This is a genomic window from Pseudarthrobacter siccitolerans, assembly GCF_030823375.1.
In the GTDB taxonomy this organism is placed as follows: domain Bacteria; phylum Actinomycetota; class Actinomycetes; order Actinomycetales; family Micrococcaceae; genus Arthrobacter; species Arthrobacter siccitolerans_A.
In genome coordinates this window covers 260,970-279,327 of record NZ_JAUSXB010000001.1, presented here as the reverse complement: position 1 = coordinate 279,327, position 18,358 = coordinate 260,970, and the positions used below count along the sequence as shown (strand labels likewise).

Below are 18,358 nucleotides of genomic sequence, written 5' to 3'. Positions count from 1 at the left end.
CCGTTAGTCCTGCTTCCGGGCGCGACTGGGCTGGACCCTGGGCGGTTCGCCGGGCATCTTCGGGTAATCCGGCGGGAAGGGCATTTCTTCCAGGCCCGCCTTCAGGTCGCGGTCCCACCACTCGAGCAGGGTATCGATGGAGCCAGGCTTCTTGTGCATGTCCGCCCAGGGGTCGCCCACGGTTTTGAGCCGGTCGGGGACGGTGAGGATGGTGAAGTCCTTGGGGTCCGCGGTCTCCAGCTCGTCCCAAGTGATGGGGCACGATACCGAGGCGTGCGGCAGCGCCCGGGGGCTGTAGGCGCCGGCGATGGTGCGGTCGCGGTTGGCCTGGTTGAAGTCCAGGAAGACGCGTGTTCCACGTTCTTCTTTCCACCACGCGGTGGTGACCTTCTTCGGCATCCTGCGCTCCACTTCCCTCGCGGCAGCGATGACCGCATGCCGCACGTCCAGGAACTCGCGGGTGGGCTCGATCGGCGCGTACACGTGCAGCCCCCGGTTGCCTGAGGTCTTAATAAAGCAGGTAAGCCCGGCTTCGGCCAGGACTTCCTTCAAGACCAGCGCGGCCGGAACGGCATCGCCAAAATCCGTCCCCGGCTGCGGATCAAGGTCAATGCGCAGCTGGTCCGGATTGTCGGTGTTCGCCGCGCGGGAGGGCCACGGGTGGAAGACCACCGTGTTCATCTGGACCGCCCACACGGCTGCGGCGGGCTCGTCCAGGATCAGCATGAGATGTGAGCGGGCGCTCGGAAAAACCACTTTTTGGGTCCGTATGAAGTCCGGCGTTCCCTTGGGCGGATTCTTGGAGAAAAACATCTCGCCCTCGACGTTGTCCGAGTACCTCTGCAATGCCACCGGCCGGTCACCGTTGGCCGTGATGAACGCTTCTCCCACGTCGCAGATGTAACGCGCCAGGTCCAGTTTGGTGAGACCCAGGTCCGGCCAAAGGACTCGGCTGGGACTGGAAATGCGCATCTCGCGCCCGCCGTCGGGGCCCGGCACAGTAATGGTGGTCTGTTCGCTCGCCATGGGGACAACGTACACCCCGGCTGTGGAAACCGGACAGATTTCGGCCTCCCGGTCCGGCATGATGGAGGGATGCCAGTCCCGGAAGTGCCCCTGACCGTTACGGTGGGCGACGTCACCGTCACCGCCGCCTACGCCCGCCCCGACAATCCGTCCGCCACAGTGGTGGTGGCCCACGGTGCCGGCGCCGGGATGGAGCACCCGTTCCTGACGGGGTTCACAGCAGCACTGAACGGGCTCGGCGTTGCGACGCTGCGGTTCAACTTCCCCTACCGGGAAGCGGGCAGGAAGTTTCCGGACCGTCCGCCCGCAGCCATCACCGCCTGGCGTGGTGCCATGGCCGCGGCGGCGCAGGAGGCGGCGAAGCATCAGGACACGGGTCCGCTCTGGGCGGCAGGCAAATCCTTCGGCGGCCGGATGGCCTCCATGGCTGTAGCCGACGGTATGGAAGCCGCCGGGCTGGTGTACCTGGGCTATCCCCTGCATCCACCGGGAAAACCGGAAAAGCTGCGGGACGAGCACCTGTACGGGCTGGCCACCCCCATGCTGTTCCTCCAGGGCGGCCGTGACACGTTCGCCACCCCGGAGATCCTCGAGGACGTGGTGTCCCGCATCGGTCCCCATGCCGTCCTCCAGTGGGTGGAGGGAGCCGACCACTCATTCGCCGTCGCCGGCATGAAACGCCCGCCAGCAGAGGTTGGCGCTTCACTGGCCCGGCCGGTGGCCGCCTTTATGCAGGACCAGTCCTGACACAGGGCGCTCCCGGTGGGGCTATGCGCTGACACCGGCCTGGCCAGGGGAAAGCCGGGCTACGCTGCTGCTTCCTCGTGCCACCAGCCCTCCCAGGCGGCGGAGGTCAGGCGGCCTTCGGGAAACTCGCTGGTTCCGCCGGCACCATTGTGGGACCGGCCGTCTTCATTGCGCCGGCCGTCGAGCAAAAGGTTAAGGCTGTTCAAGAGAAACATCTTTACGTCCTTCCAGGTCTGATATGGACCACTCTGTCCAGGTAGGAACGAGCCTAACCGGGGCATGTTTCAGCCCATCGACGGGACGTTTCGGGTGTGTATCTTAGTTCTCACGTAGCCTGAAGCAGCCGGCTAGGCGTGCGCCGGAACCAGCTACTGACGCCGTTTGACGCGTGCGGTTGCGGTTGCCGACCAGGGATCTTCAGGCCAGGGGTGCTTGGGATAGCGACCGCGCATTTCGGCCCGGACCTGGGTGTAGGGGCCGGACCAGAACGATGTGAGATCGTCGGTGACGGCAAGGGGCCGCCGGGCCGGTGACAGCAGGTGGAACAGGACCGGTACGCGGCCGCCGAGGAGCCGGGGCGTCTCTGCCCACCCGAAGCATTCCTGGAGTTTGACGGCCACCACCGGGCGGGCTGTTTCATCTGCAACCTCCGGGTACTCGATCCTGATCCGCGACCCACTGGGTACTTCGAGCCATTCCGGCGCCAGGTCAACGAGCTTGGCGGCTTCGGGCCAGGGCAGCAGCCGCCGGAGCGGGTTGGTCAGATCGATGGAACCTGCGGCCGCCCCGCCGGCGAGCTGTTCCAGCTCCGGGCCCAGCCACTCCTGGAGCTGCAGCAGCAGGGACTGGTCCGAGACATCCGGCCACGGCGCGCCTACTCCGCGGTGGATGAAGGCGAGCCGACGCCGCAGCGCATCGGCCGCCGTCGACCATTCCAGGACTCCGAGGCCTTCCTTCTCCAAAGCCCCGGCGACGGCGGCGCGCCCCTCCGCCGGCGACGGCCGGACGGGGGTGGAGGCCAGGACGATCGCCCCGAGGCGCCGCACCCTCCGCGCGGAAACCCGCCCGCCGGCAAACCGTGCCTCGACCGCCTCGGCCACAAGGTGCGAAGCTGCGGCTTCCGCGAGGTCTGATGTCAACGGCGCGGCCGAGCGGATCACGGCACCGGTACCGGCGGAATCCCTGCCCTCGGCCCGGGTTACTTCCGCCACGGCCAGCCATTCCTGGCCGGACAAGGAACTGCCCGCCGGCAACCCTGCACGGGTTCCGGAGGACAGCAGATAGCGGTTCGGTGCCCCGCCGGCCACGAGGCGCGCCACCTGGTCCGGGAAGGCGAGTGCGACGACGGCACCCACCACCGCGGCGCCGGTCACCGGCGACGGCAAGGCGGGAGAATCTGAGAGCGGGCCTCGTTGCGCCAGGGCCGCAAGGCGGCGGGTGTCCTCCGCCCACCGCCGGGCAGCGGCTCCTGGCTCATTCCGCAACTGTGACAGGAGGCGGGTGAGGTCAGCACCGGGGGCGCGGTGGTCGCCCGAAACCAGGGCCACTGCTTCCGCTGCCGCCAGCTGACCGGCGGTGGCCGCTCCGTCCAGCAGTGCCCGGCCCAGGCGGGGATCCGCCGGAATGGTTGCCAGGAGCCGTCCCATGCCGGTGGCGTGGCCGTCCTCGGCCACAGCGCCAAGTTCGCGCAGAACCTCCACTGCGTCGTCCATGGCCTGCAGTGGAGGTTGGTCCGGAAGGGCGAGGCCAACACCCCGCGGAGAACCCCAGGCCGCGAGTTGGAGTGCGGCTCCGGTCAGGTCTGCCACCTTGATTTCCGGCGTCACGTGGGCGGGTGCCGCAGCGTAGGCCTGCTGGTCATAACACCGCACCACACGCCCGGGACCCTGACGGGCCGCGCGGCCGGCGCGTTGATCAGCCGAGGCGCGGGAACAGGAGACCGTAACCAGGCCGCTCATGCCCCTTCCGGCGTCGCGGCGCGGTTCCCGCGTCAGGCCGGAATCGATGACCAGCCGGACACCCGGAACTGTGAGGGAGGACTCGGCGAGATCGGTGGAGACGATGGCCCTGGGTTTTCCGCCGGGCAGCCGCCCGGAAACGGCCCGGTCCTGTTCAACCGCTGCCGCCTGCCCATGGAGTTCCATGACGTCAACGCTGCTTCCCAGACGCCTCCCCAGATCGGCCGCCACACGGGAAACTTCCCTCGCGCCGGGGAGGAAAATGAGGGCGTCGGTCGAGCTGTCGTCGCTGAGGGCGCGGGTGAGCTCCTCCGCAGCAGTCCGCGCCACGTGGTCCAGGAAGGCGGGCGTCACTCCCCTGCCGTCAAGCCGCGGTCCTGCGGCCGGCCGCCAGTCGGTCTGCAGGGAGTACAGGGCCGAGGGGCAGTCCACCACGGGAGCCGGGGACCCGCCGTCGTCCGGCCCGCCGACGTCAGTGGAAAGCAGTGCCGCAAACCGCGGTGCGTCCAGTGTGGCGGACATGGCGACGACGGTGAGGTCACCCCGCAATTCCCTGACCTCGGCGAGCATGCCCACCAGAAGATCTGTTTCCAGGCCGCGTTCGTGGACCTCATCCAGAGCCACCGCAGCCACGCCCTCGAGTCCGGGGTCAGCCAGCAGGCGGCGCAGCAGGATGCCGGGTGTGACAAATTCGACGACGGTTCCCGGCCCCGCCTGCCGCTCGCCGCGGACGGAATATCCGACGCGGCTGCCTAGCTGGCTGCCGTCCAGCACGGCGAGACGCCTGGCGGCCGCCCTGGCAGCTACGCGGCGGGGTTGCGTGACGACGACCCGCCCGTGGCTGTGCACCGGGAGGTTTGCGAGCAGCGGCGGGACGAGCGTGGTTTTACCCGTGCCTGGCGGTGCCTGCACTACTGCCGCCCGGCCGGCCCCGCCACCCAGCGCCTGGGTGAGGGCAGCCAGCGAGGCCGCGAAGGTCAGGCCGGCACCAATGACGGCCAGGTCAAAGGGTTTGCCGGCGACCGGCTGTTGCTGCCTGCCCGGAGAAGTCATCCGTCCATTGTGCCCGGACTGCAGCTAGGGTTTCGCTTTTCCCTTCGCCTTGCCCTTGGCTTCGTTGGCCGGGTCCGGCGGGACCGGGCCTGGCAAGACCGGTTCCGGCTGGACCACAGACGGGGCCGGGACAACGGTGGACTGTTCAGGTTCGGCCGGGGATGGCTCTTGCGGTTGCGCCGGCGCATCGGGTGTGGATGCATCTGATGCGGTTGCCGCCGGGACGCCGGCTGCCGATACTGCAGCAAGCTGGGTGATGTCTGCCCGCACGTCCGCGACTGCGGCTTCGATTCCACGGTAGCGGGACAGGGAAATCAAGCCTTGGCTGGCAGCGTCGTCCAGGTCCTTCTCCAGCGCGTCCAGTGCCGCGAGGGCGCCGTCCATCCTGTTTTCTGCTGCCGCCTGGCTGATGTTCAGGACCCTGATCTGCAGGCCCCGAAGCGTCCCATCCTGGGCATCCGCGGGATGCAGCAGCGGGGAGGCGGCATACAGTGCCAGGCCGACGCAGGCGGAACCTGCCAGGGCCGCTAAAGCGCGCCGGAGCCGGAACCCCTTGCGGCCCGGCCCGCCAGTGCCCCCGGCGGGTGCCAAAGCCTCAGGCGGCATGCCTGCCCCGCAGCGGAACCATTGCCGCAGGCGGTGCCGGCAGTACGGTGACGGGAGCCATGGCTGCCTGCGCCAGTGCTGCCTGGGACACGGCCGCCGGCGCCATTGCGGCCGGACGGGCCGGCAGTACTCGTTCCGCCTGCCCCGGAGCATCAGGGGCGCTGGCTGCCGCCCGCCGTGCCACCAGACGCTTGAGCCCGATCCGCAGCAGGATGGCGATCGACTGCCCGAGGCCCAGCCCCAGGAGCACGTGGCCTGCAAGGTACTGGCCCCCGTGGCCGGCAGCACCAAAGGGAGCGCTGAGAGCCGCGGCCGCACCGGCAGCGGCGACCACCAGTGCCGAGACGGCAGCAAAAACGGTTCCCATGGCCCTACTCCTGTCGTGGATTAATCAGCAGGCTTACTAGTATTGATCAGCAAGCTTACTACCTGATCCCGGCGAAGCAAGAACGGATCTCCGGAGGAATGAAGCCCGCCACGCGGTGCCGGCCCGCAGCTCTGGACACAGATAATCAGCAGGCTTAGCATTTTTTCATCGGCTGGTACTCCGGGCCGTCATCGCGAACTGCGTCCCGAAGGCCATCCGACCAGGCCGCAGAGACGGCACCACATCATGGACGAAGGAGCGATCATGGCAACGGCACGGGACATCATGACCGGGGGCGCGGAGTGTGTGGGTGAAAACGAAACCCTGGAAGCGGCCGCTCGGAAGATGAAGGACCTTGACGTCGGCTCACTGCCCATCTGCGGCGAGGACAACCGCCTCAAGGGCATGCTGACGGACCGGGACATCGTGGTTAAGTGCCTGGCGGAGGGCGGAGATCCGCGGACGGCCACGGCCGGCCAATTTGCGGAAGGCAAGCCCGTGACCATCGGGGCCGACGATTCAATCGAAGAGGCCATCAGGACGATGCAGGACCACCAGGTCCGCAGGTTGCCGGTCATTGACGGGCACAATCTGGTGGGCGTCGTCAGCCAGGCCGACATTGCCCGGAACTATCCGGAGGACCGTGTGGGCGAACTCGTTGCATTCATTTCATATTGATGCCAGCATTGCCCAATAAAGTATGCCGGAAAGCCACAATCGGAATAGATATACGTAAAGCAGGTCGCCCTTCGCCGTAACGGCGGGCGGGCAACCTGCTTTTGACCTTAACGGGGAATGTGAACGGCCCGGCTGGGGATCCGTACAGCGCCGGGATCCAGTGTCAGCCCGCGGCCTCCAGCAGGCGTCCGGCCGGCGCCAGTTAGGCGTACCGGCCCTTGAAAAACACCAACGGTTCCGCGTCCTGCCGTGCGCTGAGGTGGCGTACCGCGGCCACCACGATGGTGTGGTCTCCGCCGTCGTGCTCCGCCTGCAACTCACAATCGATCCAGGCGAGCGCGTTATCCAGGATCGGGTTTCCCAGTGGTGAGGCCGTGTGGCCCACCCCGGCGAACTTGTCCGCACCCGAGCGGGCGAACTGGCCGGCGAGGTGCTGGTGCTCAGCGGGAAGGATGTTGACCGCAAAGGAACCCGCCTCCCGCAGTACCGGCCAGGTGGTGGAGGTCCGCGCCGGGCTGAACGTCACCAGCGCAGGTTCCAGGGAAAGCGCTGCGAAGGACTGGCAGGTGAAGCCGGCGGGCCCCTCCGGGGTGGAACTGGTGATCACCGTCAGCCCGCTGGCAAAGTTTCCAAAAATATCGCGAAGCCGGCGCGGAGCAAGATCTGATGTGGCTGTCATGGATTGGCCTCTCGTTGGATCGTTACCTCACCAAACCATCACCTCATCCCTTGATTCAACCGTCCGCGAAACGGTCAGACGCGGGCCGCAACGAAGTGTCATCCTGCTTCTTTCGGCGTAACCGGAAAAGTAATTACGCGTCGCATAATGTCGCTGTTTTACGAAGCGGGAATTGCAGTTACCCGGAATTTCGAATTATTGATCCACGTGTCCTTCTGATTGGCGGGACATTCCCCGGCAAGGCTAATTTCTCTTCAGTGAGTTCCGGTGACATTACGGCCGGAACACCCATTTTCGACAATTTGGGAATGGCCTGCGCGCCGCAAGTGCAACCCGCGAAGAGAGATACCGGCATGACATCAGTAGAAACCGAAGCACCCCCAGGAACCGTCGGCACCTTCGTGCGGGAACTTCGCGAACGCCATCCGGACCTCGAAGTGCTCGCTCCGGGATCCGGGACCACCCGCTACCGCTATGACGCCGCCACCGCCAAGGGGGCGGCAGCCGAAGCCGGACACCCCGGCCCCGCCGTCGTCCTCCCTGTGAACGCAGAACAGGTGCAGGCAGCTGTCCGTCTCGCTGCCGGACTTGGTTTTTCAGTGGTGCCCCGCGGCGCGGGGACGGGCCTCTCGGGCGGCGCCAGCGCAGGCGAAGACCAGGTGGTGGTGTCCACGGAAAAGATGGCCGCCGTCGTCGAGATCTCCCCGCTGGACGAAGTAGCAGTGGTGGAGCCCGGCCTCATCAACGCTGAACTGAACGCCCGGCTCAAGCCGTACGGCCTCTTCTACGCGCCCGACCCCGCCAGTTACGACATCTCCTCCATCGGCGGCAACATCGCCACCAACGCCGGCGGGCTGCGGTGCGCCAAGTACGGGGTGACCCGCGAATCAATCCTGGCCCTCGACGTCGTGCTGGCGGACGGCAGCCTGGTCACCGTGGGCCACCGCTCCATCAAGGGCGTGACAGGGCTGGACCTGACCTCCCTCTTTGTCGGCTCCGAAGGAATCCTGGGCATCGTAGTCCGGGCCACTGTCCGGCTGCGGCCCATCCCCGTGGCCCGCAAAACGGTCACCGTCTTCTTCGACAGCACCGCCGAAGGCGCGGCAGGCCTTGCGGCCATCACGCTCTCCCCCGTCCGGCCGGCCGCGATCGAGTTCTTCGACACCCCCAGCCTGGCCAACATCGACCGGCATTCCGGCTCGGAACTCCGCGGCCGCGGTGCGGCGCTGATCCTCATTGAGCTGGACGGTTACGGCATCGAAGAGCAGGCAGCGGACCTCGCGGCGGCCCTTACGGCACGCGGCGGGCGCGTCACGGCGGAAACGGACGACGACGGGATCCGCCTTTGGGAGCTGCGGCGCAACGGCCGGGGCCTGCCGGAAGGCCAGTGGTACATCGGTGAGGACATCGCCGTCCCCAAATCACAGCTGCCCAAGGTCTACGAGGCATTCCCCGCACTGGAGGCTCGCTTCGGCGTCAACATCTCAGCGGTCTCCCACGCCGGCGACGGCAATCTCCACCCGTTGATCACCAAGGACATCGGGCCCGGTGACGATCCGGCACAGCCCCCTGCCGCCCTGGCAGACGCCGCCACGGAGCTGGTGCGCGTGGCACTCGCCCTCGGCGGCACCGTCACCGGCGAACACGGGGTGGGGACCATCAAGCAGGAATGGGCCGCCCTGGAACTGTCCGGCCGGATCAGGCAGGCACAGCACGCCATCAAAGCTTCCCTCGATCCCCACGGCCTGCTCAATCCCGGCAAAGCCATCTAAGTCCACACCACCCTTCATCTTTCTCCAGGAGCATTTCGATGTACTCATCACCCTTCGGACGCCGGGTATTCCTCGCCGGCGTCAGCGCCTTCACCGTCTCCGCACTCACAGCCTGCGGGGCCGGCGTCCAGACCACCGGTTCGTCCGACGCCGGCACGCCCGTTGACGGCGGAAACATCACCTTCCTGATCCAGGGCTATGACACCGGCTGGGTCTCGAGCAAAACCTCCATTTCCAGCTACGAGGGGAATCTGTGGGGCCAGCTCACGGACAAGCTTGTCTACGTGGACGAAAAGGGCCAGCTGAGCCCGTGGGTGGCCGAAAGCTGGGAGGAACTCAACGGGGCCAAGGACTTCGTCCTCCACCTGAAGGCCGGTGTGACCTTCTCCGACGGGACTCCCCTGGACGCAGCCGCCGTCGTGGCCAACCTGAACGCCTGGGCCAAGGGTGACCCGGAGCGCGGCGTCAGCAAGGTGGGCCTGTTCCCGTCCAGCAACTTCGTCAGCGCCGAAGCAAGCGACGCGAGCACCGTCCGGGTGTCGTTCTCCTCCCCCGCCCTGGGCTTCATCGCCACGCTGGCCTACCACGGATGCATCCTGCTCTCCCCCAAAACCCTCGCTCTCCCCGTGGACGCCCAGGCAGACCTGGCCCAGGAAATTGGCAGCGGCCCGTTTGTGCTCAAGTCCTGGAAACAGGGTGACAGCTACGTGCTGGAGAAGCGCAGGGACTACAACTGGGGGCCATCGGCGCTCGGCCACACCGGCCCGGCCCGCCTGGATACCATCACCTACAAGGTCATCAAGGACACTTCCGTGCGCACCTCCACAGTGGCCTCCGGCCAGGCCGAGGTGGCGTTCAACGTTGAGCCGCAGGAAATCGAATCCCTGAAGGCGCAGGGCTTCACGGTCGGAACGCCGAAGTACCTGGGATTCGTGGACGGATTCCAGGTCAACACCCAGGCCTTCCCCACCAATGAAATCAACGTCCGCCAGGCCATCCAGCACGGCATCGACCGCGAGGAAATCCGCAACACTGTCTATACCCCCGACTGGGATGCCGCCACCACCTTTATCCAGGGCAATGTCCCGGAAGCCGGTGACTACAGCAGCTCCTTCAAGTACGATCCCGAGCTCGCCGGGAAGCTTCTTGACGATGCCGGCTGGAAGCCCGGACCGGACGGTTACCGGGTGAAGGACGGGAAAACCCTGGAGTTCCCCCTGACTCCCAACCCGTACGTTCCCTCCACCAAGGCCGAGGACGAGCTGATCGCCCAGCAGCTGCAGCGCATCGGCATCAAGGTGAACCTCAAGGTGGTGGACGTGGCCGGCTACGCGGCCATCCAGGCCAGCCGCCCGCCGCTGTTCCAGACCTCCCGGAGTTTTGTTGACGTGGGCACCGTTGCCGGGGTCCTCACCAGCCAGAACAACGGCGAAAACTGGTTCAACCTGGGCACCAGCGACCAGAAGCTGAACGGCCTCTCCACCGCCATTGCCAGCGCCTCTGACCGCTCCGCACGGGGGAAGGTGGCGGGCGAGCTGCAGCAGCACGTCCTCGAGCAGGGCTACTTTATCCCGCTGAACCAGCTCGTCCAGCGCCTGTACCTCATTTCACCCAAGGTCAAGGACGTCCAGTACAACGGCCTGGCCTACGCCAACTTCTACACGGCCTGGATCGCGAAGTGACGCCCGCGGTAACCAGGCGGGGCACTTTCGCCGGAGCGGGGCAGCAATGGCAGCCGTGACCAGCGGATACCGCCGCTTCGCCCTCACCCGCGCAGGCCAGGCAGCCGCCGTCGTCCTGCTCGCCTACGTCCTGGCGTTCCTGGTGATCAGCGTCCTGCCGGGTGACTCCGTCACCAACACCCTCCGGGACCCGCAGTCCGGACTCAGCGAGGCCGACATCCAGCGGATTGTTGCCTACTACGGCCTGGACCAACCGGTGCTGGTGCAGCTCGCCCTGTCCCTGGGCCGGTTCCTGACCGGGCAGCTGGGCTTCTCGCTGCAGTCCAACCTTCCCGTGGCGCAGCTGGTGGGCGACGCCCTGCCGTCAACGCTCACCCTGGCGTCCAGCGCCCTGGTCATCGCCCTGGTTCTTGCAGTAGCCACCGCCTACGGAGCCCACTATGCGCCGGTGAAGGCAGCCGGCCTCCTCCGCTCCATCCCGTCGCTGTTCCTGTCCGTGCCCAACTTCGTCATCGGCCTGGTGCTGATCGAACTGTTCGCCTTCCGCCTGCACTCGTTCACCACCACCGATCCCAACAGCGCCGCCGCCACGCTTTTTGCCGCCATCACCCTGGCGGTTCCCGTGTCGGCGCCGCTGGCCGAAGTGCTGATCGCCAGCCTTGACCACGAATCGCGGCAGGAGTACGCGCTGGTGGCCCGTTCCCGGGGCCTGACGGAAGCGGCGCTTTTCGCCCGGCACCTGGTCAAACCCTCCGCACTGCCGTCCGTGGCAATGATCGCCCTGATCGTGGGAGAACTCCTGGGCGGCTCGGTCATCACCGAGACGATTTTCGGGCGGGACGGAATCGGGACGGTGGTCCAGAAGGCGGTCACGGGTGAGGACCAGCCGGTCCTGCAGGCCGTCGTCTCCCTGTCCGCAGTGGTTTTCGTGGCGGTCAACCTGGCCGCCGACCTATTGACACCGTTGCTGGATCCCCGGGTCCGCATCAGAGAGGCGGTGGACGCATGAGCGCCAGCCTGACCTTCGCCCGCCTCCGCAGTGCCGGCGCAGCAAAACTCCGTACCCGTTCAGCAATTCCGCCAACCGTAGTGCTGTCATTGCTGGTCCTTTTCCTGGTGGTGGCATGGTCGCTGCTCCCCGGCGTCTTCACCTCCTACAGCCCGGTCACGGGCGCCACGGCCAGCAAGCTCGCGGCGCCGTCGCCGGCGCACTGGTTCGGCACGGACTACCTGGGCCGCGACCAGTACGCCCGGGTGGTGTACGGGACGGCGTCCTCCGTCACCAGTGCACTGGTGGCCGTCCTGATCGGCCTGGTGGTGGGAAGTGCCATCGGATTGGCCAGCGGCTTCCGCAGCGGCTGGGTGGACACCACGCTGGGCCGCTTCGTCGACGTCCTGCTCGCCATCCCAGGGTTCCTCCTCGCAGTGGTCATCGTCAGCTCGTTGGGCTTCCAGACCATCAATGCCGCCATCGCCACCGGCGTCTCCGCCGTCGCGGTTTTTGCCCGCCTGATGCGCGCGGAAGTGATCCGGGTCCGCCGGGCGGCATTTGTTGAGGCGTCCTACCTCTCCGGCGGCAACCGGCTCCAGGCGCTGCTGGCTCACGTCCTGCCCAACGCCTACCGCTCAGTGCTGGTGCTGGCGGTCCTGCAGTTCGGCACGTCCATCCTGGTGATCGCCTCCCTGGCATTCCTCGGCTACGGGGATCCCCCGCCGGCGTCGGACTGGGGCCTCCTGGTGGCGTCCGGCAAGACCTACCCCACGGCGCCCTGGCTGGTCTACGCGCCGGCCCTGGTCATTGTGGTCACGGTGCTGTCCGTCAACCGGATCAGCCGCTGGCTGAGGAATACCAAATGAGTCCCGTGAAGCTGAGCGCAAAGGACAGTCCATTGCCCGCCATCAAAAACAACACGCTGCTGAAAGTGGAAGGCCTGACCGTTGCCTACGGGGCGGATGAGGTGGTCCACAATGTCGGCTTTTCGCTCAACAGGGGTGAAAGCCTTGCGTTGATCGGCGAGTCCGGGTCGGGAAAATCCACTATCGCCAAAGCCGTGCTGCGGCTGCTGCCGCAGGGCGGGGCGCGGGTGGCCGGGAGTGTCCGGCTGGACGGGGCCGAGGTCCTCAACACGCCGGAACGGCACTTCCGCCCGCTGCGCGGCCGCTCCCTCGGATTCATCCCGCAGGATCCCGGCTCTGCCCTGAACCCGGTACGCACCATCGGCGCCCAGGCACAGGAAGCTGCAGCGCTGCTCGGCGGCACGGACCCCGGGAGCAGGCGCCGCAGCATCCTGCAGGTGTTCGAACAGGTGGGCCTGCCGGACCCGGGTCGCGTTTACGACTCGTACCCGCACCAGCTCTCCGGCGGCATGCTGCAGCGCGTCCTGATCGCGCTGACAGTGCTGCCGCGCCCGTCCCTGATCGTGGCCGATGAACCGACGTCGGCCCTCGACGTCACGGTGCAGAAGCTCATCCTGGACATGCTGGGTGACCTGCGGCAGGAACTGGACATCAGCCTCCTGCTGATCACCCATGACCTGGCGATCGCCGCCGAGCGCGCCGATTCGCTCGTGGTTCTCAAAAACGGCACGGTGCAGGAGCAGGGACCTTCCCGCGAGGTGTTCGCCGCTCCGCGCACGGAATATGCGCGGAGCCTCCAGGCGGACGTTCCCGCCTTGAATCCGGACCGGTACCGCAGCCAGCGCGCGGCCGAGCCGGACGGCACCGCTGGCCGGCAAATCCAGATCGCCGTGAAGGGTGTCACCAAACGGTTCCACGCCGGGCATAAGGAGGTCCTCGCCGTCGACAACGTATCCTTCTCGGTTGAGCGCGGCCGGACGCACGCCCTGGTGGGTGAGTCCGGATCCGGAAAAACTACGGCGGTCCGGCTCCTCCTCGGCCTCGACCGGGCCGATAGCGGTGCCATCGAAGTGGGCGGCCAGTCCACTGCCCGCCTCAACCGAACAGGCCTCCGCGACGTGCGCCGCCACCTGCAGCTGGTCTACCAGAACCCGTTCACGTCGCTGGACCCCACCTGGCGGGTGGGCAGGATCGTCCGGGAACCGCTGGACCGGTTTGGTGTGGGAGACAAGGCGACCCGCGGCGCCCGGGTCCGTGAAGCGCTGGAGTCAGTGGGTTTGCCGGCGGACGTTGCGGCCCGCCGGCCGGCGCAGTTGTCCGGCGGGCAGCGGCAGCGGGTGGCCATTGCCCGCGCCCTCGTGGTGCGCCCCGACGTCGTGGTCCTGGATGAACCAACCTCAGCGCTGGACGTCAGCGTGCAGGCAGGCATCCTTGAACTCTTTGCCCGGCTCCAGCGCGACCTCGGCCTGACCTACCTGTTCGTCTCGCACGACCTTGCCCTGGTGCGGCAGGTCGCGGACACCGTATCCGTCCTGCGGCAGGGCCAGGTGGTGGAGCAAGGCAGCGTGGACCAGATCTTCACCAGGCCGCAGCACCCCTACACCAAGGCACTCCTGGACGCGATTCCCGGAGCCGGCACCGCCCCCGCGGGGGCGGCCGGATCCGCACCCCTCACGACCTACGAGCCAGCAAAGGCGGCATCATGACCGTAACCTCAACTCCCACCGTGGTCCGCGCGCCGGCCCGCAAACCTGCCCTGATCGCCGGCTTCACGGCGCCCAAGGGATTTGGTGACACCACCCTCCGGGACAGGCGGGGGGACGCGATTGAACTCCTTGGCGGCATCCCGGACCCGGGCGTCCTTCCGGCAACCGAACTGGCTGCTGCCACCGCCCGGGTCCTGGCCCGGCCCGGAGTCCCCGCCCTGCAGTACTCCCGCACTGAAGGGATTTCGCCGCTGCGGGAGTGGATCGCGGCCCGGGAGGGTGTACCGGTGGAGCGGGTCATCATCACGAATGGCGGCTTCCACGGATTGTCGCTGGCCATCCAGACGGTGGTGGAGCGCGGCGACCTGGTGGCTGTGGACAACCCCATCTTCCCCTTGTTCCTGCGCGGGCTTCAGCTGTCCGCCGCGGACATCCTGCCGGTAAGGGTGGGGCCCAGGGGCCTGGATGTTGACGAATTGGCGGACCGCCTCCGGAGCGGGGCGAGGCCCTCCGCGCTCTACACCGTCCCGGACTTCCATAACCCTTCCCAGGGCACGCTCCCCGCGGAGCAACGTGCGGAGCTGGTGCGGCTCAGCGAGCAGTACGGGTTCGTGATCCTCGCCGACAACCCCTACCGTGAGCTGTGGTATACCGGCGGGCCGGAAAGCGTGGACGCCTTCAACTTCTCGGACCACGTCATCCACATCAACACGTTCACCAAGACGCTCGGCCCGGGACTCCGGCTGGGCTGGCTGGTGGTGCCGGAGCACCTTGCAGGCGACATTGCAGCGCTCCGCAGCAGGCAGGACTCGCACAGCTCCACGCTGGTGCAGGCGGTGGTGGGTGAGATGCTGACCTCGGAACCCGGCCTCTTCGATGCCACGCTCGGACGTGCGCGGGAGCTGTACCGGACCCGGGCGGAGACCCTGGTCGCGGCACTGGAACGGGAAGCCCCGGGAGCGTTTGACACCACCCTTCCGGGCGGCGGCCTGTTCCTCTGGCCCAAACTGCGGAATGACAGCATCGATCCGGACCAGCTGGCAGCGGATGCGAGCGCCGAAGGAGTGGAGTACCAGCGCGGTTCCTTCTTCCCCTCAGGTCCCGGTACGGATTCCGCGCGGCACCTGCGCCTTGCCTACGGCGACGTGGACGCGGCGCGGCTGGAAGAAGCAGTAAAAAGGCTGGCGAGGGCACTCAAGAAGCAGTAGCCGGTTCCGCGAGCAATCCGCGGGCAATCCGTGTCAACGCCCGGCAGCGGCAAGGTTGCCCGGCACCGGGTCATGCCGGAGGTAGCTGCGGCTGAAAGTACCGGTGCCGGCCGTCAGGGCGCGCAGTTCCACCGCGTATTTCAGGAGTTCCTGGTCCGGGACCTCCGCGGTGATTTCGGTCCGGTCCCCGCCGGATGACGAGGTCCCCGTGAGCCGGCCGCGGCGCCCGGAAAGATCGCTCATCACTGTCCCCACATGCTCGTCCGGAACGCTGAGCACCACTGACGAGACAGGCTCGAGCAGCTGGATACTGCCCCCGGCGGCAGCCTCCCGCAGCGCCAGCGCCCCGGCTGCCTGGAAGGCTGCGTCGGAGGAATCAACACTGTGTGCTTTTCCTCCCACCAGGGTCACGCGGAGGTCCACCACGGGAAAGCCGGAAGCAACACCCTTCTGCATCTGCGCCCGGACGCCCTTTTCCACGGACGAAATAAACGTTCCCGGAATCACGCCGCCCACTGTTTTGTCGATGAATTCGAAGCCGGCGCCCCGGGCCAGCGGTTCCACCTCGATGTCGCACACCGCGTACTGGCCGTGGCCGCCGGACTGTTTGACGTGGCGCCCGTGCCCGACGGCGGCAGTTGCGAAGGTTTCCCGCAGCGGTGTCACCACGCCCACGGTGTGCAGCTTCACGCCCTGGTCCCGCAGCCTGTCCAGCACCACTTCCGCGTGCGCCTCCCCCATGCACCAGAGGATCAGCTGGTGGGTTTCAGCGTTCCGCTCCACCCGAAGCGTCGGATCTCCGGCGGCCACCTTGCCCAGGCTGCGGGCAAGGGCATCCTCGTCGCTGTGGGAATCGGCTTCGATGGCGACAGGCATCAGCGGCTCCGGCATCTCCCAGGTGGCCAGCAGCAGCGGCTGGTCTTTCGCGGAGATCGTGTCCCCGGTCTCGGCCGTGCCCAGCTTGGCGACGGCTGCAATGTCACCGGCGATGCAAAAAGGGACGGGGCGAAGGGTGGCTCCCAGCGGCGAGTAGAGGTGGGTGAGCCGTTCGTCGGTGTCATGGTCCTGGTGCCCGCGGTCCGCCAGCCCGTGCCCGCTCACATGGACCGGCGTGTCCCCGCTCAGGGTTCCGGAGAAGACCCGGACCAGGCAGACACGGCCCAGGAAGGCGTCCACCGTGGTGCGGACCACCTCTGCCGCGAGCGGCCCGGCCGGGTCGCAGGCAAGGGCCCGGACCGGGGCCCCGGACAGGTCGGTGGCCCCCGGCAGGCTGCGCTCCGGGGGAGAGGGAAACGCCTTGGTCAGGAGCTCCAGCAGTTCGGCGGTTCCCAGCCCGGTCACGGCCGAGGCAGGCACCGCAGGGAAAAATGACCCGCGGGCGACGGCGGTTTCCAGGTCCGGGATGAGGACGTCGGCTGCGATGTCCTCGCCGCCGAGGTAACGGTCCATCAGCGTCTCGTCCTCGCTTTCGGCGATAATTCCCTCGATCAGCTCCGCCCGGGCGGACTCCGCTGCCGCCAGCTCCCCCGCTTCCGCCGGCCGTGCCGGCGGCCCGGAATTCTCCGCCGGATACTCAAAGACCCTCCCGGACAGCAGGCCGAGCAGGCCGGTGACGTTCCCGCCGCCCCGGACCGGGACATACAACGGCAGCACCGTGTCGCCGAACGCTTCGCGGCAGGCGGCCAGGACGCCGTCGTAATCAGCCCGGGGATGGTCCAGCCGGGTGATGACCAGGGCACGGGGAATTCCCAGGTACTGGCATTCCTGCCAGATGGCGGTGGTGCCGGCGTCCACCCCGTCCACGGCGGAGACGGCGAACAGGACGGCGTCCGCGGCGCGCAGGCCCGCGCGGAGTTCGCCGATGAAGTCCGGATAGCCGGGCGTATCCAGGAGGTTGATCTTCATGCCCGCCACGGGCAGCGGCACCACGGACAACGCCACGGAGCGCTGCTGGTGGATGGCGGCGGGATCGGAATCGCTCACGGTGGTTCCGTCAACCACCGAGCCCTTCCGCGTGATCATCCCGTTGGCCTCAAGCAGCGCCTCGATGAGGGTTGTCTTGCCGGCACCGGAACGGCCAACGAGCGCCACATTCCGGACCAGGGCAGGATCGGTGGGCGTGATGCCGGCGGAGCCGCTGCCCTGGCGTCCCTCCGGCCCGCCCCGGCCTGCTGCGTCCTTGGTGCCTTTGACCGACATCCGAACCTCCTGGCGTCTTTGCCTGGTTGTGTTACTGGCCGCTGTTTTTAGCGGCCACGTGCCTTGCGGGTTGCGGCGTCGTTCGCCTTCTGCAGCGCTTTGACGAGTTCTTCCTTGTCCATCGAGGAGCGGCCGCTGATATCCAGTTCCCGGGCCCGCTCCATCAGGTGCTTCTTGGAGGCATTGGCGTCCACGCCGCCGGCCGTGGGCTCAGCCGCGCCAAGACCCTTTTCCGCCCGCTCGTCCGAAGGCCCGCGCTTCTCCTTGGGCTCCCAGTGGTCCCCCACCTTTTCGTAGCTGTGCTTCAAGGAGGCATAGGCGGCGCGGGCGGCACGGCTTTCGTCCTTGTTATAGGACTCCATCGCCGAATCGTAGGTTTTGGCGAAGGTGTCCTGTGCCTTCTGGTCCGAGCGCTGCAGGGTTGAGGGAAGCTCGTCCTTGCGGGCGTGATCGTTCTTTCCCGTTTTTGGCATGGCACTCACCGTACTTTCGTCAGCAAGATCTGGAACACACCCAGCTTAGCCACGGCGTGCTTTGCTTGTCTGCCTGCAGGGGCCAGCGGGAACCTTTCCGGAACCCGTGCATCAATGCGGTTCCGGCCATTGGTCCGGGTCGTAGCCATAAAGCCGTGGAGGGCGGGGAGTTTCCTCCGGCCCGGCAGCCTCTTCCTCCGGCCCCGATGCCGCGGATTCTTCCTGCTCCACGTCCTCGGCATCCCCCGGCTTGGACGGCCGGCGTTTCTTCCGGCCTTCGTCTTTACCGGCGCCGGCCGTGTGCGGGCTATCAGCCATGACCCATTCCAATCCCCCGGTGAAGAGGT

17 protein-coding genes are annotated in these 18,358 nt (G+C 67.3%); 8 read left to right on the top strand and 9 right to left on the bottom strand.

Features of this window, described 5'->3' with window-relative positions; genetic code table 11:
• Positions 1-3 precede the first annotated feature (3 nt).
• Positions 4-1,026 (bottom strand): non-homologous end-joining DNA ligase, encoded by a 1,023-nt coding sequence (gene ligD, locus QFZ36_RS01240; RefSeq protein WP_306633264.1) that lies wholly within the window; start codon positions 1,024-1,026, stop codon positions 4-6.
• 69 nt (positions 1,027-1,095) lie between these two features.
• Between ligD and QFZ36_RS01235 the strand changes: the two genes are divergently transcribed.
• The gene (locus QFZ36_RS01235) at positions 1,096-1,773 is read left to right on the top strand and encodes an alpha/beta hydrolase family protein (protein WP_306633262.1); all 678 of its coding nucleotides are present in this window, start codon (positions 1,096-1,098) and stop codon (positions 1,771-1,773) included.
• Between the two features lie 59 nt (positions 1,774-1,832).
• Here the strand turns inward: QFZ36_RS01235 and QFZ36_RS01230 are convergent, their stop codons facing one another.
• The 4 genes from QFZ36_RS01230 to QFZ36_RS01215 all read right to left on the bottom strand — a co-directional run bounded on the left by QFZ36_RS01230 (position 1,833) and on the right by QFZ36_RS01215 (position 5,757).
• Positions 1,833-1,988 (bottom strand): hypothetical protein, encoded by a 156-nt coding sequence (locus QFZ36_RS01230; protein ID WP_306633259.1) that lies wholly within the window; start codon positions 1,986-1,988, stop codon positions 1,833-1,835.
• Between the two features lie 153 nt (positions 1,989-2,141).
• Positions 2,142-4,784: an ATP-dependent helicase HrpB gene (gene hrpB, locus QFZ36_RS01225; RefSeq protein WP_306633258.1), complete on the bottom strand. Its 2,643-nt coding sequence runs from the start codon at positions 4,782-4,784 to the stop codon at positions 2,142-2,144.
• 24 nt (positions 4,785-4,808) lie between these two features.
• Positions 4,809-5,390 (bottom strand): hypothetical protein, encoded by a 582-nt coding sequence (locus QFZ36_RS01220; protein ID WP_306633256.1) that lies wholly within the window; start codon positions 5,388-5,390, stop codon positions 4,809-4,811.
• Positions 5,380-5,757, bottom strand: coding sequence for a hypothetical protein (locus tag QFZ36_RS01215; protein ID WP_306633254.1), 378 nt, complete (start codon positions 5,755-5,757; stop codon positions 5,380-5,382). Before QFZ36_RS01215 ends, QFZ36_RS01220 begins: the two co-directional genes overlap by 11 nt.
• Before the next feature lie 264 nt (positions 5,758-6,021).
• On the opposite strand from QFZ36_RS01215, the gene QFZ36_RS01210 reads away from it, so the two are divergent.
• Positions 6,022-6,435, top strand: a complete 414-nt coding sequence (locus tag QFZ36_RS01210) for a CBS domain-containing protein (protein ID WP_306633252.1) — start codon at positions 6,022-6,024, stop codon at positions 6,433-6,435.
• Between the two features lie 202 nt (positions 6,436-6,637).
• Here the strand turns inward: QFZ36_RS01210 and QFZ36_RS01205 are convergent, their stop codons facing one another.
• Positions 6,638-7,114, bottom strand: a complete 477-nt coding sequence (locus tag QFZ36_RS01205) for a flavin reductase family protein (RefSeq protein ID WP_306633250.1) — start codon at positions 7,112-7,114, stop codon at positions 6,638-6,640.
• Between the two features lie 353 nt (positions 7,115-7,467).
• On the opposite strand from QFZ36_RS01205, the gene QFZ36_RS01200 reads away from it, so the two are divergent.
• The 6 genes from QFZ36_RS01200 to QFZ36_RS01175 are packed head-to-tail and all read left to right on the top strand — an operon-like array spanning position 7,468 to position 15,339.
• Positions 7,468-8,886, top strand: a complete 1,419-nt coding sequence (locus QFZ36_RS01200; protein ID WP_306633248.1) for an FAD-binding oxidoreductase — start codon at positions 7,468-7,470, stop codon at positions 8,884-8,886.
• A 38-nt stretch (positions 8,887-8,924) separates the two neighbouring features.
• Positions 8,925-10,568: an ABC transporter substrate-binding protein gene (locus tag QFZ36_RS01195; RefSeq protein WP_306633246.1), complete on the top strand. Its 1,644-nt coding sequence runs from the start codon at positions 8,925-8,927 to the stop codon at positions 10,566-10,568.
• A 46-nt stretch (positions 10,569-10,614) separates the two neighbouring features.
• Positions 10,615-11,577: an ABC transporter permease gene (locus tag QFZ36_RS01190; protein WP_306633244.1), complete on the top strand. Its 963-nt coding sequence runs from the start codon at positions 10,615-10,617 to the stop codon at positions 11,575-11,577.
• Positions 11,574-12,425 carry an ABC transporter permease gene (locus tag QFZ36_RS01185; protein ID WP_306633242.1) on the top strand — a complete coding sequence of 284 codons (852 nt, stop codon included), beginning with the start codon at positions 11,574-11,576 and terminating at the stop codon, positions 12,423-12,425. The genes QFZ36_RS01190 and QFZ36_RS01185 overlap by 4 nt, the downstream gene beginning before the upstream one ends.
• Entirely contained in the window at positions 12,422-14,131 is a 1,710-nt protein-coding gene (locus tag QFZ36_RS01180; RefSeq protein ID WP_306633240.1) for a dipeptide ABC transporter ATP-binding protein, read from the top strand. The genes QFZ36_RS01185 and QFZ36_RS01180 overlap by 4 nt, the downstream gene beginning before the upstream one ends.
• Entirely contained in the window at positions 14,128-15,339 is a 1,212-nt protein-coding gene (locus QFZ36_RS01175) for an aminotransferase-like domain-containing protein (RefSeq protein WP_306633239.1), read from the top strand. Before QFZ36_RS01180 ends, QFZ36_RS01175 begins: the two co-directional genes overlap by 4 nt.
• A 33-nt stretch (positions 15,340-15,372) precedes the next feature.
• On the opposite strand, the gene QFZ36_RS01170 is transcribed toward QFZ36_RS01175, so the two are convergent.
• From QFZ36_RS01170 to QFZ36_RS01160, 3 genes are all read right to left on the bottom strand, one after another.
• The gene (locus QFZ36_RS01170) at positions 15,373-17,538 is read right to left on the bottom strand and encodes an elongation factor G-like protein EF-G2 (RefSeq protein ID WP_306633237.1); all 2,166 of its coding nucleotides are present in this window, start codon (positions 17,536-17,538) and stop codon (positions 15,373-15,375) included.
• A gap of 47 nt (positions 17,539-17,585) precedes the next feature.
• A complete protein-coding gene (locus tag QFZ36_RS01165; RefSeq protein ID WP_306633235.1) occupies positions 17,586-18,011 on the bottom strand; it encodes a ChaB family protein in 426 nt (141 codons plus the stop codon).
• 111 nt (positions 18,012-18,122) lie between these two features.
• The gene (locus QFZ36_RS01160) at positions 18,123-18,329 is read right to left on the bottom strand and encodes a hypothetical protein (RefSeq protein ID WP_306633233.1); all 207 of its coding nucleotides are present in this window, start codon (positions 18,327-18,329) and stop codon (positions 18,123-18,125) included.
• Positions 18,330-18,358: the final 29 nt, after the last annotated feature.

Coding starts and splice junctions, on each gene's coding strand:
- QFZ36_RS01185 (WP_306633242.1), top strand. CDS start 11,574: ATGAGCGCCAGCCTGACCTTCGCCCGCCTCCGCAGTGCCGGCGCAGCA.
- hrpB (WP_306633258.1), bottom strand. CDS start 4,784: ATGACTTCTCCGGGCAGGCAGCAACAGCCGGTCGCCGGCAAACCCTTT.
- QFZ36_RS01235 (WP_306633262.1), top strand. CDS start 1,096: ATGCCAGTCCCGGAAGTGCCCCTGACCGTTACGGTGGGCGACGTCACC.
- QFZ36_RS01200 (WP_306633248.1), top strand. CDS start 7,468: ATGACATCAGTAGAAACCGAAGCACCCCCAGGAACCGTCGGCACCTTC.
- QFZ36_RS01230 (WP_306633259.1), bottom strand. CDS start 1,988: ATGTTTCTCTTGAACAGCCTTAACCTTTTGCTCGACGGCCGGCGCAAT.
- QFZ36_RS01195 (WP_306633246.1), top strand. CDS start 8,925: ATGTACTCATCACCCTTCGGACGCCGGGTATTCCTCGCCGGCGTCAGC.
- QFZ36_RS01220 (WP_306633256.1), bottom strand. CDS start 5,390: ATGCCGCCTGAGGCTTTGGCACCCGCCGGGGGCACTGGCGGGCCGGGC.
- QFZ36_RS01190 (WP_306633244.1), top strand. CDS start 10,615: ATGGCAGCCGTGACCAGCGGATACCGCCGCTTCGCCCTCACCCGCGCA.
- QFZ36_RS01205 (WP_306633250.1), bottom strand. CDS start 7,114: ATGACAGCCACATCAGATCTTGCTCCGCGCCGGCTTCGCGATATTTTT.
- QFZ36_RS01165 (WP_306633235.1), bottom strand. CDS start 18,011: ATGCCAAAAACGGGAAAGAACGATCACGCCCGCAAGGACGAGCTTCCC.
- QFZ36_RS01175 (WP_306633239.1), top strand. CDS start 14,128: ATGACCGTAACCTCAACTCCCACCGTGGTCCGCGCGCCGGCCCGCAAA.
- QFZ36_RS01210 (WP_306633252.1), top strand. CDS start 6,022: ATGGCAACGGCACGGGACATCATGACCGGGGGCGCGGAGTGTGTGGGT.
- QFZ36_RS01215 (WP_306633254.1), bottom strand. CDS start 5,757: ATGGGAACCGTTTTTGCTGCCGTCTCGGCACTGGTGGTCGCCGCTGCC.
- ligD (WP_306633264.1), bottom strand. CDS start 1,026: ATGGCGAGCGAACAGACCACCATTACTGTGCCGGGCCCCGACGGCGGG.
- QFZ36_RS01170 (WP_306633237.1), bottom strand. CDS start 17,538: ATGTCGGTCAAAGGCACCAAGGACGCAGCAGGCCGGGGCGGGCCGGAG.
- QFZ36_RS01180 (WP_306633240.1), top strand. CDS start 12,422: ATGAGTCCCGTGAAGCTGAGCGCAAAGGACAGTCCATTGCCCGCCATC.
- QFZ36_RS01160 (WP_306633233.1), bottom strand. CDS start 18,329: ATGGCTGATAGCCCGCACACGGCCGGCGCCGGTAAAGACGAAGGCCGG.